The sequence below is a fragment of the Streptomyces antimicrobicus genome (assembly GCF_020532625.1).
Lineage (GTDB): Bacteria > Actinomycetota > Actinomycetes > Streptomycetales > Streptomycetaceae > Streptomyces > Streptomyces antimicrobicus.
Genome location: NZ_JAJAUY010000148.1, coordinates 1 through 14784 on the forward strand (window position 1 = coordinate 1; position 14784 = coordinate 14784).

Genomic DNA, 14784 nt, shown 5'->3' on the forward strand with positions numbered 1-14784 from the left:
GGATGAGGCCGGTCGGCCGGGCCGGGGGCTAAGGCGCCCGGCCCGGCGGCAGCGCTGTCAGGCCACCGCCCGGGCGGCGGCCCGGCCCGCCGTGCGGCCCGAGAAGAGGCAGCCGCCCAGGAAGGTGCCCTCCAGGGCGCGGTAGCCGTGGACGCCACCGCCGCCGAAGCCGGCCGCCTCGCCCGCCGCGTAGACACCCGGCAGCGGGTCGCCGGAGGGGGTCAGGACCCGGGAGGACAGGTCGGTCTCCAGGCCGCCCAGGGACTTGCGGGTCAGGATCGAGAGCCGGACGGCGATCAGCGGGCCCGCGGCCGGGTCCAGCACGCGGTGCGGCGCGGCGGTCCGGATCAGCCGGTCGCCCAGGTAGCGGCGGGCCCCGTGGATGGCCGTGACCTGGAGGTCCTTGGTGAAGGGGTTGGCGATCTCCCGGTCCCGCGCCGTGATCTCCCGCCGCAGGTCCGCCTCGTCGATCAGGCCGAGCCCGGTGAGTTCGTTCATCCGCCGCACCAGGGCGGACAGGTCGCGTTCGACGACGAAGTCCGCGCCGTGGTCCATGAACGCCTTGACCGGCCCCGGCACCGCCTGCCGGGCCCGCACCAGCACCTCCCGGACCGACTTGTCGGTGAGGTCCGGGTTCTGCTCGGACCCGGAGAGGCCGAACTCCTTGCCGATGATGCGCTGGTTGAGCACGAACCAGGTGTGGTCGTGCCCGGTGCGCATGATGTGGTCCAAGGTGCCCAGGGTGTCGAAGCCGGGGAAGAGCGGCACCGGCAGCCGCTTGCCGGTGGCGTCGAGCCAGAGCGACGACGGGCCGGGCAGGATGCGGATGCCGTGCCGGGCCCAGATCGGGTCCCAGTTCGCGACGCCCTCGGTGTAGTGCCACATGCGGTCGCGGTTGATGTGGTGGGCGCCGGCGTCCTCGGCGATGCCCAGCATCAGCCCGTCGACGTGGGCGGGGACCCCGGACAGCAGCCGGTCGGGCGGGGTGCCGAGCCGGGCCGGCCACTGCTTGCGCACGAGCTCGTGGTTGCCGCCGATGCCGCCCGAGGTGACGATCACCGCCTGCGCGCGCAGCGAGAACGTGCCGGTCACCTCCCGGCTGCTGGCCGCGCCGCGGACGGCGTCGGACGGGGCCAGTACCTCGCCCGTGACCGTGTCCACGGCGCCCGCGGTGCGGCCGAGGCCGGTCACCCGGTGCCGGAACCGCAACTTCACCGAGCCGCGCGCCACCGCGGCCCGGACCCGCCGCTCGAACGGCGCCACCAGGCCCGGCCCGGTGCCCCAGGTGATGTGGAACCGGGGGACGGAGTTGCCGTGGCCGTTGGCGTCGTAGCCACCGCGCTCGGCCCAGCCGACGACCGGGAAGAAGCGGACGCCCTGGCCGTGCAGCCACGACCGCTTCTCGCCCGCGGCGAAGTCGACGTAGGCCTCGGCCCAGCGGCGCGGCCAGGCGTCCTCCTCGCGGTCGAAACCGGCCGTGCCCAGCCAGTCCTGGAGGGCCAGGGCCCGGGTGTCCTTGATCCGCAGCCGGCGCTGTTCGGGCGAGTCGACCAGGAACAGGCCGCCGAACGACCAGTGCGCCTGCCCGCCGATCGACTGCTCGGGCTCCTGGTCGAGGAGGACGACCTTGCGGCCGGCCTCGGCCAGTTCGGCGGTGGCGGCCAGGCCGGCGAGTCCCGCGCCGATCACGATGACGTCTGCGTCGTACCCCATGCGTGTTCCCGTCCGTCCCGTCCGTGGTGTCGGTGGTGTCCGTCGCGCCGTCGCGCGGCGTCGTGGCGCCGTGGCGTACGCCGTCACGCCGTCACGCCGTCACGCCGTCATGCCGTACGCCGTCACGCCGTACGCCGTTCAGGTCGTACGCCGTCACGCCGGGCCTCCGTGGTGGGACGATCCTGGCTACGCGGCGGTAACCCGTCAACACCGGTGGTTGGATGAATCCCATGAGTGCCGCTGATGAAGTGCTGGACGTGGTGGACCGCGAGGACCGGGTCGTCGGGCAGGCGCCGCGCGGGCGGGTCTACGCCGAGGGGCTGATCCACCGCTGCGTGTTCGTCCAGGCCGCGGACGCCGCCGGGCGGATCTTCGTGCACCGGCGCACGGAGTCGAAGCTGGTCTTCCCCGGCGCGTACGACATGTTCGTGGGCGGGGTGGTCGGGGCCGGCGAGTCCTACGACGAGGCGGCGCTGCGGGAGGCCGAGGAGGAGCTCGGGGTGACCGGGCTGCCGCGGCCGGAGCCGCTGTTCCGGTTCCTGTACGAGGGCGCGGGCGGGGCCTGGTGGTCGGCGGTGTACCGGGTGCGGTGCGAGCTGCCGGTCCGGCCGCAGGAGTCGGAGGTGGCCTGGCACGCCTTCGTGGACCCGGCCGAGCTGGACCGGCGGGTGGACGGCCGGGTGGACGGCGGGGTGGACAGGCCGTCCGGGCGGGAGGCGTGGACGTGGGTGCCCGACGGGCTGGAGGCCTACCGGCGGCTGCGGACGTGGGAACGCGGTCCCGACGGCGCCGCCGCGGGGCCCGGCCGTCCGTGGCGCCAGTAGATTGCCTGGCGTGATCGACTTCGCCAAAGACCTGCGCCTCTGGTTCTCGCCGCAGCGCGTCCGGGACGAGGGCGAGACGCCCGACTACCGCTTTTCCCTGGCCAACGAGCGGACGTTCCTGGCCTGGATCCGGACCGCGCTGGCACTGGTCGGCGGTGGCTTCGCGGTCGACCAGTTCCTGCCGGACCTGCGGTGGGGCGTGCGGGTCGGGATGGCGTTGGCCCTGCTGGCGGTCGGCGCGGCGTGCGCGCTGCGCGCGGTGAACCACTGGGTCCGGTGCGAGCGGGCGATGCGCAGGGGCGAGGACCTCCCGGTCTCGCGCTTCCCGGTGGTGCTGAGCCTGGGGGTGGGCCTGGTCGCGGTGGCGATGGTCCTGGTGGTCCTGCTGGGCTGGACGGACCGCCCGTGACCGGCGCAGCCGCCGGTGGGGCCCCGCCCGCGGGGGCCGGGGCCGGGGCCGGGCCCGGGCGGGATCCCGGGTTGCAGCCGGAGCGGACGCGGCTGGCGTGGCGGCGCACGACGCTGGCCTGCGCGGTCACCGCCGTGCTCGCGGTGCGGCAGGCCGTGCGCGGGCCGGGGACCGCGCCGGAGGTGGCCGGGTGCGCGTTCATCGTGCTGCTGTGGCTGGCGTTCCTCGGCGTGGCGCACCGGCGGATCCGGGCCCTGGCGGCGCCCCGGCCGCCCGTCCTGGGCGAACGGGCCGCCCTGGGCGCCACCGCGTGCGTGCTCGCCCTCGCCGTCTTCGCGGTCGCCGTGCTGCTCTGACCGCACGCCGGCCGGCTCCGACCGGCGGCCCCTCTCCCCCGGCCCGGACCCGGCTGGCAGGATGCTGCCCGCCAGCCGAACGCGACCCGGGGAGCCCGCACATGACCGCCGAACAGCCGTACCTCGTCCAGCCCGCGCCGGGCGTGTACGCCTACGTCCAGCCGGACGGCGGCTGGTGCCTGAACAACGCGGGCTTCGTCACGGACGGCGGCCAGACCCTGCTGATCGACACCGCCGCCACCGAGCGCCGGGCGCACGCCCTGCGCGACGCCCTCACCGGCGCCGGGGCCCCGCTGCCCCGCCTGGTGGTGAACACCCACCACCACGGCGACCACACCTACGGCAACGGCGTGTTCACCCCGCAGGCCCTGGTCCTCGGGCACGACAGCGCGCGCACCGAGCAGCTCGCCGCCGGCCACCAGCTGGAGATGATCTGGCCGGGAACCGACTTCGGCGCGATAACGATCACCGCGCCCACCCTCACGTACAGCGAGCGCATGACCTTGCACATCGGGGACACCGAGGTGCGGGTCCTGCATCCCGGCGTCGCGCACACCACCGGCGACTCGATCGTCTGGCTGCCGCGGCAGCGGATCGTGTTCACCGGCGACCTGGTCTTCGCCGAGGGCACGCCCTTCGTCGCGATGGGCTCGGTGTCCGGTTCGCTGCGGGCCCTGGAGCTGCTGCGCTCCCTCGACGCGCGGACCGTCGTCCCCGGCCACGGCCCGCTGACCGGCCCGGAGGCGTACGACGACACCGAGCGCTACCTGCGCCACGTCCAGGACCTCGCCCGCGAGGGCCGCGACCAGGGGCTGACCCCGCTGGAGACCGCGCAGCGGGCCGACCTCGGCGAGTTCGCGACCTGGCGGGAGAGCGAGCGGCTGGTGGCGAACCTGCACCGGGCCTACGCGGAGCTGGCCGGGCTGCCGGCCGGGGCCCCGCTCGACATAGCGGCGGTGCTCAAGGACATGACCGTGATGAACGGCGGCGTCCCCGTGGCCTGCCACGCCTGAGCGCGCCGCCGGAAACCGGTCCCGGCCGGGTGCCCGACCCGGCCGGTTTCCGGCGGACCCCTGGACGGCATACCGACTGGTCGGCATGATGGCTGCCAGCCATCGTCCGCCGACTTCCTCACCGGAGGTGCGCACCATGACCTCAGCCGATCCCCGGGGCCTCGATCTGGAGCGGCTGCGCGGCCATCTCGACCGCGTGCGGCCGGGACTCGTGACCGGGGCGCTGCGCGGCCGGCTCGTCGAGGGCGGCCGGTCGAACCTGACGTACGAGGTCACCGACGGCACCGACCGCTGGGTGGTGCGCCGGCCCCCGCTCGGGCACGTCCTGGCCACCGCGCACGACATGCGGCGCGAGCACCGGGTGATCGAGGCGCTGCACGGCACGGCGGTGCCGGTGCCCGAGCCGCTGCTGCTGTGCGAGGACGAGGAGGTGCTCGGGGCGCCGTTCTACATGATGGAGTTCGTGGACGGGGTCCCGTACCGCACGGCCGGGCAGCTGGCCGAGCTGGGCCCGCAGCGCACCCGGCGGGCGGTGCTGGGGCTGGTGGACACGCTGGTCGAGCTGCACGCCGTGGACCCGCAGGCGGTCGGACTGGCCGACTTCGGGCGGCCGGAGGGCTTCCTCGACCGGCAGCTGCGCCGCTGGGGCAAGCAGCTGGCGGCCTCGCGCGGGCGCGAACTGCCCGGCATCGACGAGCTGCACGGCGGACTGGGCCGGGCGCTGCCGCTGTCCCCCGCCCCGGCCGTCGTGCACGGCGACTTCCGGCTCGACAACGTCCTGATCGGCGGCCCGGACGACCGGATCCGGGCGGTGCTGGACTGGGAGATGTCCACGCTCGGCGACCCGCTGACCGACCTCGGGCTGCTGGTCATGTACAGCTCCGACCTGGGTCTGGCCGAGTCCCCGGTGAGCACCACCAGCGGCGCGCCCGGGCATCCGGCACCGGCCGAGCTCGTCGAGCGGTACGCGGCCCGCTCGGGCCGGGACACCGGCGCGATCTCCTGGTACACGGCCTTCGCGTGGTTCAAGCTCGCGGTGATCCTCGAAGGCATCCACTACCGCTGGACGCTCGGCCAGACCGTCGGCGCCGGCTTCGACCGGATCGGCGAGCTGGTCCCGGTCTTCATCGAGCACGGCCTGACCACCCTCCACGAAGGCTGAGGAGCCACCGACATGGACTTCGCATTCGACGCCCGGACCGAGGAACTGCGCGAGCGCCTGCTGGCGTTCATGGAGGAGTGCGTCCACCCGGCGGAGGCAGTCGCCGCCGAGCAGCGCGCCGCCCTGCCCTCGCCGTGGGACACCCCGGCCGTCTTCGGCGAGCTGCGGGCCGAGGCCCGGCGCCGGGGCCTGTGGAACCTCTTCCTCCCGGACCCCGAGTACGGCGCCGGGCTGAGCAACCTCCAGTACGCGCCGCTGGCCGAGATCACCGGGCGCAGCCCGCACCTGGCGCCCATGGCGACCAACTGCGCCGCCCCGGACACCGGGAACATGGAGCTGCTGGCGCAGTTCGGCAGCGAGGAGCAGAAGAAGCAGTGGCTGCAACCGCTGCTGGCCGCCGAGATCCGCTCCGCCTTCGCGATGACCGAGCCCGCCGTGGCGTCGTCGGACGCGACGAACGTCGAGACCCTCGTCGAGCGGTCGGCCGACGGCACCGAGTACGTGGTGACCGGCCGCAAGTGGTTCATCTCCGGGGCGATGAACCCGGACTGCAAGATCTTCATCGTGATGGGCCGGACCGACCCGCACGGGGCGGACCCGCGCCACCGGCAGTCGATGATCCTGGTGCCGCGCGACACCCCGGGCGTCGAGGTGCGCCGCGCCATGCGCGTGTACGGGTACGAGGACCACGACCACGGCGGGCACGCCGAGGTCGTGTTCGACGGCGTACGGGTGCCCGCCTCGCACCTGATCGGCGAGGAGGGGTCCGGCTTCGCCATCGCCCAGGCGCGCTTGGGCCCGGGCCGGATCCACCACTGCATGCGGCTGATCGGCATGGCGGAGCGGGCGATCGAGCTGATGTGCCGGCGGGCGGTGGAGCGTACGGCGTTCGGCAAGCCGCTGGCCGCCCAGGGCGTCGTGCAGAACTGGATCGCGGACGCCCGGGTGACCGTGGAGCAGCTGCGGCTGCTGGTGCTGAAGACGGCCTGGCTGATGGACACGGTCGGCAACCGGGGCGCGCACACCGAGATCCAGGCCATCAAGATCGCCACGCCGCGGGCGGTGGTGGGGATCCTGGACCGGGCCGTCCAGCTGCACGGCGCGGGCGGGGTCAGCCAGGACTTCCCGCTGGCCGAGCTGTGGGCGGCGGCCCGGACGCTGCAGCTGGCGGACGGGCCCGACGAGGTGCACCAGCGGTCGCTGGCGCGGCGCGAGCTGAAGAAGTACGCCTGACCCGGCCGGGTCAGGGGCGCAGCGCGCGCAGCAGCAGGTCGGCGAGGTGGTCGGCGACCTGCTGCGGCGTGAGCGGGCCGTCCGTGCGGTACCAGGTGGACAGGTGGTGCACGGAGCCGAAGTGGTAGTCGACCACCAGGTCGGCGGGGGTGGCGGTGGAGAACACCCCGGTGCGCTGGCCCTCTTCGACCAGGGCGCGGAAGCGCTCGTGGTAGCGGCGCCGCTCGGCCCGGACCTGCTTGTACTTCTCCGGGCTGAGCTGGTGCATCGAGCGGAAGAAGATCATCGCGTCGTCGAGGTTCTCGATGGTGGTCACCACCACGTCGGCCGCGGCGGCGCGCAGCCGTTCCTCGACGGGGGCGTCGGAGTCGGCGACGGCGTCCAGGCGCTGCTGCTGCAGGCGCAGCATGCGCGCGTACACCTCGTGCAGCAGGTCGTCCTTGGAGCCGAAGTAGTGGTAGAGGGCGCCCTTGGTGACCCCGGCCGCCTCGACGATCTCCTGGACCGAGGTGCGGTCGTAGCCGCGCTCGGCGAACAGCCGGGTGGCGACGGCCAGCAGCCGCTGCGGGACGGGGGTGTCCTCCGGCTCCCCGGTGGTGCTGCTCCTGACGGGCATGGCCCCTCCCCTTTCGCGTTCCTACGAATGTTTTGAGCCGCGCTCGCGCAGTTCTCGACGCAGGATCTTGCCACTGGTCGTCTTGGGAAGGACAGGCAGGATCTCCACGTGCCGCGGGTACTTGTAGGCGGCCATGCGCGCGGCGCAGTGGGCGGTCAGCTCGGCCGGTGTGACGGTGCTGCCGGGGCGGAGGCTGACGTAGGCCTTGACGCTCTCGCCGCGGTAGGGGTCGGGGACGCCGACGACGGCCGCCTCGCGGACGGCGGGGTGGGTGTGCAGGACGTCCTCGACCTCGCGCGGCCAGACCTTGAAGCCGGAGGCGTTGATCATGTCCTTCTTGCGGTCCACGACGTAGAGCCAGCCGTCCTCGTCCATGAAACCGACGTCCCCGGTGCGCAGTTCCCCGTCGGGGAAGGCCTCGGCGGTGGCCTCGGGCAGCCCCCAGTACCCGGTGGCGAGCTGGGGGCCGCGCACCGCGATCTCGCCGGTCTCCCCGAACGGGAGCTCCGCACCGTGCGCGTCGAGGATCCGTACGACGGTCCGGGCGCCGGGCACCCCGACGGAGAGGGTGCCGGTGGCGGGGTCGACCGGGGCCCGCAGGTGCGCGGGGACGGAGGCGCAGGCGGCGGTGGACTCCGTGAGCCCGTAGCCGTTCAGCAGCTCCACCCCGAGGGTCTCGCGCAGCCGCGTGACCAGGGCGGGCGGCAGCGGGGCGCCGCCGCAGGAGACCACCGCGAAGGAGGCGAAGTGCTCCCGGCCGGCGGCCGGGTGGGCGGCCAGGGCCATGAAGGCGGTGGCGGGGCCGACGGTGTAGGCGGGCCGGTGTTCGAGGAACGCGTCGAGGACCAGGCCTGGCTCGAAGCGGTGGGCGAGGGCGAGGGTGCCGGCGTTGACGAAGCAGGCGGCGAGCTCGCAGACCATGCCGGTGATGTGGAACAGCGGGGCGAGGGCGAAGTAGGTGGCGCCCTTGGGTATCGGGTGGCCGGTGACCTGGCGTACGGCGTTGTAGGTGAGGGCTCCGTGGGGGTTCATGGCGCCCTTGGGGGTGCCGCTGGTGCCGGAGGTGTAGCTGATCAACGCGGTCGTCCCGGCCTCCGGTGCGGGCACGCCGGCCGGCGCCGAGTGGCCGTGGCGGGCCACCTGGAGGAAGTCCGCGGGCTGGCGGGGGTCGGCCGCGGGCTCGCAGGGGCCGGGCGCGGGGGCGGCGCCCGCCGGGCCGTCGGCCGGGGGGCCGAAGACGCGGGGGTCGTCGCGGGTCTGGAGGTCGCGGGGGTCGGCGAGGAGGACCGTGCGGACGGCCGTGCCGGCGGTGGCCGCAGCGGCGTACGCCGCCCAGGTGGGGCCGTCGCAGACCAGGGCGGCGGCGCCGCTGTCGCGCAGGGCGTGGGCGAGTTCCGCCGTCTTGTACATCGGGTTGAGCGGCACCACGACCGCGCCGGCCTTCCAGGCGGCCAGCACCGCGAGCACGAAGTGCGGGGTGTTCTGGTGCATGACGGCGACCCGGTCGCCGGGGCGGACGCCCCGCGCGGCGAGGTGCCCGGCGACGGAGTCGGACAGCGCGTCGGTCTCGGCGTAGCTCAGCCGGCCGTCGAAGTACGCCAGCGCCGGGCGGCCGGGCGCGCGGCGCACGGCCGCGCGGAAGGCGTGCAGCACGCTGGGCGGCGGCTCGACCGGTGCCCGTTGGGCGGGACCGAGCCGGCCGAGCCACGGCATGGCGGCGTAGCGCGAGACCGTCACGTGCCGGCCTCCCACTTCTGCTGGACGCGGTTCATGCCGCGGAGCCAGCGGTCGGGGTCGCTCGCGCGGGCCGCGTAGAAGCGGGCCACCTCGGGGTGCGGGAGGATCAGGAAGCGGTCCTCGGCCATGCCCGCGAAGAGGGCGTCGGCGACGGCCTCGGGGGCGACGGCCGTCGGGACGAGCACGAGCTCGCCGGCCGAGCCGGTGGCGTTGAGCATGTCGGTGCGGACTCCCTGCGGACAGATGGCGTGGACCTTGAGACCGCGGTGGCGGTAGGTCAGCGAGAGCCACTCGGCGAAGGCGAGCGCGCCGTGCTTGGTGACACTGTACGGCGCGGCTCCGATCATGGTGAGCAGCCCTGCGGCGGAGACGGTGGACACGAACCGGCCCTCGCCGCGCTCCAGCCAGTGCGGCAGCAGCGCGCGGGCCGCGCGGACGTGCGCCATGACGTTGGTCTGCCAGGCCGCCTCCCAGACGGCCTCGTCGGCGGCGGCGTCGCCGCCCGAGCCGAGGCCGGCGTTGGCGCAGTAGACGTCCACGGTGCCGCCGAGCGCCTCGCGGGCCTCGGCCACGGTCGCGGACGCGTCGCCGGGGACGGCGACCGCCGCCGGGCCGATGGCCTCGGCGACGGCGGCGGCCTTGGCGGCGTCGAGGTCGTTGACGACGACCGCGGCCCCTTCTGCGGCGAAGCGGTGCGCGAGCGCGGCGCCGATGCCGCCGCCCGCTCCGGTGACGACGACGCGGGTGCCCTGGTATGCGGCCACTGGTCCTGCCTTCCGTGGGTGAGGGGGAGTGAGGGAGTGAATGAGGGAGTGAGGGAGGGAGTGAGTCGACAGAAGCGACGAGCAACGGCGGCAGACTAACCAGTCGGTATGTCGGGGTGGAAGGGTGCGGAGCACTAGCGTCGGGCGGATGAGTCTGTCGCGACGGGGGTTGCTGGTGGCGGGGGTTGCCGGGGCGGTCGGGATCGGGTCGGCGGCGCGATCCGGGGCGGCGGCAGGGGCCGGGGCGGCGGCAGGGGCCGGGCCGCGGGTGCGGACCGGGTTCGAGCGGCTCGGCGACGACGGGTACGCCCTGCTCGCCGGGCAGCGCGTCGGGGTCGTCACCAACCCCACCGGCGTCACCTCCGACGCCCGCCACCTGGTCGACGTCCTGCACGCGGACGACCGGGTGGACCTCGTCGCCGTGTTCGGCCCCGAGCACGGCTTCCGCGGCACCGCCCAGGCCGGCGGCTCCGAGGGCCGCCACCAGGACCCGGCGACCGGGCTGCCGGTGTACGACACGTACGGCACCAGCGGCAAGGCGCTGGCGGAGCTGTTCACCGCGGCCAGGGTGGAGACGGTCGTCTTCGACATCCAGGACGTCGGGGCCCGCTTCTACACCTACATCTGGACCCTCTACGACGTGATGCGCGCCGCGGCCCTGGCCGGGGCGGCGGTGGTGGTCCTCGACCGCCCCAATCCCGTCGGCGGGCGCGGGCCGCGCGGCCCGGTCCTGGACCGGGCGTACGCGAGCTTCGTCGGCCGCGAGCCGGTCGCGCTCGCGCACGGGATGACGGCGGCCGAGCTGGCGCGGCTGTTCAACGGGGAGTTCCTCGGCGACGCCCCGGCGCGGCTGCACACCGTCGCGATGACGGGCTGGCGCCGGGAGGCGTTCTTCGGGGAGACGGGCCTGCCCTGGGTGCCGCCGAGCCCCAACATGCCCACCCCGGACACCGCCCTCGCCTACGCCGGGACCTGCCTGTTCGAGGGCACCAACCTCTCCGAGGGGCGGGGTACGGCGACGCCCTTCGAGGTGCTCGGCGCCGAGGGGGTGGACCGGCGCTGGGCGGAGGCGGCGGACGCGCTGGACCTGCCGGGGGTGTGGGTGCGGGAGGCGTACTTCACGCCGACGTTCTCCAAGTACGCCGGGAAGACCTGCGGCGGGGTGCGGCTGCTGGTGCACGACCGGGCGGCGTTCGACCCCGTGCGGACCGGGATCGGGCTGCTGGTGACGGCCCGGCGCGCGTGGTCCGGCTTCGCCTGGCGCCCGGACCACTGGATCGACCGGCTGACCGGCTCGGCCCGGGTCCGCACCCTGGTGGACGCGGGGGCCGGGGTGGACGAGATCGTGGCCGACTGGGCGGCGGGCCTCGCGCGGTTCGCGGCGGTGCGCGACGGGTACCTCCTGTACCGCTGAGGCGGTGGCCCGGGCGGGCGCCGGGGCGTACGCGCCGCGGCCGGGCCGGTGGCGAAGGGGGCGCGTCATGGCGGGTGCGAGTGCGGGCGCAGGTGCGGGTGCGGGCGCAGGTGCGGGTGTGGGTGCGGGTGCGGCTGCGGCTGCAGGGTCGGGCGTGGGCGTGGGGCCGTACGTGGAGCTGACGTTCGACGCCCAGGGCGACGTGGACCGGGCGAGCCGGGACGCGGTGGGGCGGCTGGACGTCACCGATCTGCTGGTCTTCGCGCACGGCTGGAACAGCGACCGTTCCACGGCGACCCGGCTCTACGAGCGCTTCTTCGCCCCGTTCCCGCGCCTGGTGGGTCCCGGGGTGCGGCTGGGGTACGTGGGGGTGGTGTGGCCGTCGATGCGGTTCTCGGACGAGCCGATCCCCGACTTCGACCCGCCGGGCCTCCGGCCCGGCCCGGCCGACGGGTCACCGGCCCTGGACTCCGGGACCCGGCGGGCGCTGGGGGCGTTCTGGCCCGGGCGGGAGGCCGAGCTGGACCGGGTCGCCCAGCTGCTGTCCGAACGGCCGGAGTCGGTGGCGGCCTTCGCGGAGTTCGGGGCGCTGGTACGGGAGCTGGCCGGGGTGGACGAGGCGGCGTCGTGGCCGCGGTCGCCGGCGGGCACGGCCGCGGCGGCCACGGCCGAGGCCGAGGCGGGCACCGCCGTCGCCTACGCCGAGGAGGGCGCGGTGGACGTCCCGGCGATGTTCACGGCGGACGTGCTGGAGGTGTGCCGGGTCTTCGCCGACGCCCTGGCCGAGGCGGGCGGCACGGTCGCGGACGGCGGCGCGGCCCCGGACGGCGGCGTGCGGGAGCTGTCCCCCGGCGGTGGCCTGCGCCGGCTGTGGAACGGCGGCAAGGAGGTGCTCCGGCAGGCGGCGTACTACGAGATGAAGAAGCGGGCCGGTGTCGTCGGCGAACGCGGCCTCGGCCCGGCGCTGGTGGAGCTCTCGCGCAGCCGCCCGGAGCTGCGGGTGCACCTGGTGGGCCACAGTTTCGGGGCCCGGGTGGTGTCGTTCGCGCTGCGGGCGGTGCCGGACGGCTGGGGCTTCGTGAAGTCCCTGACGCTGCTCCAGGGGGCGTTCTCCCATTACGCGTTCAGCGAGCGGCTGCCGCACGACCGGGGCCGGGGCGGGGCGCTGCGCGGTGTGCAGCGCCGGGTCGACGGGCCGGTGGTCGCGTGCCACTCGGACCGTGACACCGCGCTCAAGGTCTTCTATCCGCTGGCTTCCCGGATGGCGGGTGATTCGGCCGGATTCGCGGGCTTCGACGCGCGGTGGGGTGCGATCGGCCACGACGGGGTGCAGGCCCTGCCGGGTGCCCCCCGGCTGACGCTGGACGCGGCCCTGCGGGAGGGGCTGCCGGGGGCCGGTTGCGTCAGCGTGGACGCGGCTTCGGTGGTCCGGCGGGGCGGAGCCCCGTCCGGGGCGCACAGCGACATCTGCCACGAGGAACTCGCCCGGCTCGTCGTCTCGGCGGGACGCATGTGGCGCTGACTTCCGGCCATGTGCCACCCGTACGCCTCGTCCGCCCCCGCATGCGCCCGTACCGGGCCGGGCATGGTGGGCACATCGGCTCCGCGGACGGAGGTGCAGGGGTGATGGCGGGATTCCGGAGCTTGGCGTACCAGGTACGGGACGCGGGCAACGACCGGGCGTTGCGGCGCCATTCGCTGCGCCGCTGTCTGGAGAGATTCGCGCCCTACGGGCATCGGGCGACCTGGTGGCATCTGTGCGACCGGCACGGGATCGCGCCCGACGACCGGGCGGTGGATCCGCAGCGGCTGGTGGCCGCGCTGGAGGAACTGGAGGAGGCGCGGGCGGTCTGGCTGGCGTACGAACGGCAGTTCGCCGAGCGGCGGCGCCGTGAGAAGCACGACGGGCTGCGCCGGCCGGAGTGGGCCTGGAGCCGCGCGGCGGTGGTGCGGTGCGCCGACCCCGGCGTACGGCCGGAGGGCGCCCTGGGCGAGGTCCTGCGGCGGCTGGTCCGGGCGCTGGAGACGTCCCCCGGCCCGGCCTGCCCGGTCTGCGGTGCCCAGGAACTGCGCTGGCCGCCACGACCCGGAACCGACCAGGCCGCCACGACGCCGGGCACGGCCCCGGGATCCGCCGGACCGGCGGGGGGCGGAGCCGGGGCCGGAGCCGGAGCCGGGGCGGGTGCCTGGGACGGCCCGGTCTGCGCGGGCTGCGGCATCGTGGTCCCCCGACCGGCACTGAGCCTTTCGGGCCCTGCGGAACCGGCCGCCCCCGAACCCCTGGCCGGGGCGGGGTCCCGCGGCGGGAGCCACGGGGAGACCGGGACGACCGGGACGACCGGGACGACCGGGGCTCGCACGAAGGCGGGGGCCGGCGGCTACGCCGAGGGGGGCGGACCGGAGCTCCGGGGCGCGGCCTGTGCGGACGGCGGGGCGGAGGGCCGGGTGGAGGCCAGGGCTGAGGCCCAGGTGGAAGGCAGGGTTGACGGCCGGGTTGAGGGCCGGGCTGACGGCCGGGTGGAGGGCCTCGTGGAGGTGCGGTCCGAGGCCCGGGCCGCGTGACCGCGTGATCCAGGTCTCCCTCAACGGCTCGCGTACGGCCGCCGACGGCGCGGCCGTGCCGATGTCGCCCGAGGCGCTGGTGGAGGCCGCGCTGGAGGCGGTGGCGGCCGGGGCGGACGAGGTGCTGGTGCACCCGCGGACGCCCTGCGGCCGGGAGAGCCTCTCGCCCCGCGTGGTCGGCCCGCTGCTCCGGGCCCTGCGGGCGGCCGGCGTCGACGTCCCGCTCGCGGTGTGCGCGAGCATCGCGCCCGAGCCGGACCCGGCGGCCCGGATTGCCCGCGTCCGGGCGTGGGAGGTCCTGCCCGACCGCGCCGCGGTCCACTTCGACGAACCGGGCGCGACCGAACTGGCCGAGGCCCTGCTGAGCCGGGGCGTGGCGGTGGACGCGGTGTTCGCGGCGGGGGCGGGCGCGGACGCGGGCGCCCGGTGGGTGCGGGCCCGCGGGCTCGACCGCCGCCGCACCCGGCTCGTGGTGGAGGTGCCCTCCGCGGCGCAGGAACTGCTGCGGACCATCGGCCCGGGACCGGGCCAGGAGGTACTGCTCTTCGGGCGCGGGGACGCCGGCTGGGCGGCCGTGGCGCTGGCCCGGTCGTCGGGATTCGGGGTGCGGCTCGGCGTGGGGGACGCGACCCGCATGCCCGACGGCCGTCCGGCACCCTCCGCGGCACTGGTCACCCGAGCCACCCACCACCTCGCACCCCACCGGCCCCCGGCCCCGGCTCGGCCGCCCGGCCGCTGGAGGCCCGCAGCCAGCCGGCAGGGCTGAGCAGACACCTCGCCCGAAGCCGCCCAGGCCGGCCGCGACCCGAGCACGCCGCACCCTCACCGCTGGCGTGCGCCCGAGGGCGCGAGCGCCGCGCAGCCCGCGGCCCGCGGCGACAGCCGCTGCTTCAGCTCTGCCGACCGGCAGGCGGGGGCCACCGACACGGCGAGTGCCGGCACCGCACACCGGCGGAAGGCCGCTCGCCCGCCCCCGGCGGC

At 75.7% G+C, this 14784-nt stretch carries 13 protein-coding genes and 1 pseudogene; 10 read left to right on the forward strand and 4 right to left on the reverse strand.

The features are described from left to right. Positions 1–57: 57 nt before the first annotated feature. Positions 58–1713, reverse strand: coding sequence for an FAD-binding dehydrogenase (locus tag LG632_RS25840; RefSeq protein WP_226729956.1), 1656 nt, complete (start codon positions 1711–1713; stop codon positions 58–60). 230 nt (positions 1714–1943) lie between these two features. Here LG632_RS25840 and LG632_RS25845 point away from each other — a divergent pair, with 230 nt between their 5' ends. The 6 genes from LG632_RS25845 to LG632_RS25870 all read left to right on the forward strand — a co-directional run bounded on the left by LG632_RS25845 (position 1944) and on the right by LG632_RS25870 (position 6710). Continuing rightward, positions 1944–2537: an NUDIX domain-containing protein gene (locus tag LG632_RS25845; RefSeq protein WP_226729957.1), complete on the forward strand. Its 594-nt coding sequence runs from the start codon at positions 1944–1946 to the stop codon at positions 2535–2537. A gap of 10 nt (positions 2538–2547) precedes the next feature. Next, the gene (locus LG632_RS25850; RefSeq protein ID WP_226729958.1) at positions 2548–2946 is read left to right on the forward strand and encodes a YidH family protein; all 399 of its coding nucleotides are present in this window, start codon (positions 2548–2550) and stop codon (positions 2944–2946) included. Beyond that, positions 2943–3302, forward strand: a complete 360-nt coding sequence (locus LG632_RS25855) for a DUF202 domain-containing protein (protein ID WP_226729959.1) — start codon at positions 2943–2945, stop codon at positions 3300–3302. The genes LG632_RS25850 and LG632_RS25855 overlap by 4 nt, the downstream gene beginning before the upstream one ends. 101 nt (positions 3303–3403) lie before the next feature. Next, positions 3404–4315, forward strand: a complete 912-nt coding sequence (locus LG632_RS25860) for an MBL fold metallo-hydrolase (RefSeq protein WP_226729960.1) — start codon at positions 3404–3406, stop codon at positions 4313–4315. A gap of 136 nt (positions 4316–4451) precedes the next feature. Next, positions 4452–5477: a phosphotransferase family protein gene (locus LG632_RS25865; protein WP_226729961.1), complete on the forward strand. Its 1026-nt coding sequence runs from the start codon at positions 4452–4454 to the stop codon at positions 5475–5477. Positions 5478–5489: 12 nt separating this feature from the next. Continuing rightward, positions 5490–6710, forward strand: coding sequence for an acyl-CoA dehydrogenase family protein (locus tag LG632_RS25870; RefSeq protein WP_226729962.1), 1221 nt, complete (start codon positions 5490–5492; stop codon positions 6708–6710). Between the two features lie 10 nt (positions 6711–6720). On the opposite strand, the gene LG632_RS25875 is transcribed toward LG632_RS25870, so the two are convergent. From LG632_RS25875 to LG632_RS25885, 3 genes are read right to left on the reverse strand one after another with little or no spacing between them, the layout of a single operon-like run. Further along, positions 6721–7326, reverse strand: a complete 606-nt coding sequence (locus LG632_RS25875; protein ID WP_226729963.1) for a TetR/AcrR family transcriptional regulator — start codon at positions 7324–7326, stop codon at positions 6721–6723. Positions 7327–7347: 21 nt separating this feature from the next. After that, positions 7348–9039 carry a class I adenylate-forming enzyme family protein gene (locus LG632_RS25880; RefSeq protein WP_226729968.1) on the reverse strand — a complete coding sequence of 564 codons (1692 nt, stop codon included), beginning with the start codon at positions 9037–9039 and terminating at the stop codon, positions 7348–7350. Between the two features lie 20 nt (positions 9040–9059). Next, on the reverse strand, positions 9060–9827 hold the full coding sequence (locus LG632_RS25885) for an SDR family oxidoreductase (RefSeq protein ID WP_226729964.1): 768 nt from the start codon (positions 9825–9827) through the stop codon (positions 9060–9062). A 148-nt stretch (positions 9828–9975) separates the two neighbouring features. On the opposite strand from LG632_RS25885, the gene LG632_RS25890 reads away from it, so the two are divergent. The 4 genes and pseudogenes from LG632_RS25890 to LG632_RS25905 all read left to right on the forward strand — a co-directional run bounded on the left by LG632_RS25890 (position 9976) and on the right by LG632_RS25905 (position 14569). Continuing rightward, a complete protein-coding gene (locus LG632_RS25890; protein ID WP_226729965.1) occupies positions 9976–11241 on the forward strand; it encodes an exo-beta-N-acetylmuramidase NamZ family protein in 1266 nt (421 codons plus the stop codon). A 154-nt stretch (positions 11242–11395) separates the two neighbouring features. Then, complete coding sequence (locus LG632_RS25895; protein WP_226729966.1) at positions 11396–12763, forward strand: alpha/beta fold hydrolase; 1368 nt, start codon at positions 11396–11398, stop codon at positions 12761–12763. Positions 12764–12867: 104 nt separating this feature from the next. Continuing rightward, positions 12868–13300 (forward strand): annotated as a pseudogene (locus LG632_RS25900) (hypothetical protein); the annotation flags it as partial. Positions 13301–13807: 507 nt separating this feature from the next. Continuing rightward, positions 13808–14569, forward strand: coding sequence for a 3-keto-5-aminohexanoate cleavage protein (locus LG632_RS25905; RefSeq protein ID WP_226729967.1), 762 nt, complete (start codon positions 13808–13810; stop codon positions 14567–14569). Positions 14570–14784 lie beyond the last annotated feature (215 nt).

Bases quoted from the DNA above. Each gene is read 5' to 3' on its own strand.
- LG632_RS25840 (WP_226729956.1), bottom strand. From the start codon at position 1,713: ATGGGGTACGACGCAGACGTCATCGTGATCGGCGCGGGACTCGCCGGC.
- LG632_RS25845 (WP_226729957.1), top strand. From the start codon at position 1,944: ATGAGTGCCGCTGATGAAGTGCTGGACGTGGTGGACCGCGAGGACCGG.
- LG632_RS25860 (WP_226729960.1), top strand. From the start codon at position 3,404: ATGACCGCCGAACAGCCGTACCTCGTCCAGCCCGCGCCGGGCGTGTAC.
- LG632_RS25865 (WP_226729961.1), top strand. From the start codon at position 4,452: ATGACCTCAGCCGATCCCCGGGGCCTCGATCTGGAGCGGCTGCGCGGC.
- LG632_RS25870 (WP_226729962.1), top strand. From the start codon at position 5,490: ATGGACTTCGCATTCGACGCCCGGACCGAGGAACTGCGCGAGCGCCTG.
- LG632_RS25875 (WP_226729963.1), bottom strand. From the start codon at position 7,326: ATGCCCGTCAGGAGCAGCACCACCGGGGAGCCGGAGGACACCCCCGTC.
- LG632_RS25880 (WP_226729968.1), bottom strand. From the start codon at position 9,039: ATGCCGTGGCTCGGCCGGCTCGGTCCCGCCCAACGGGCACCGGTCGAG.
- LG632_RS25890 (WP_226729965.1), top strand. From the start codon at position 9,976: ATGAGTCTGTCGCGACGGGGGTTGCTGGTGGCGGGGGTTGCCGGGGCG.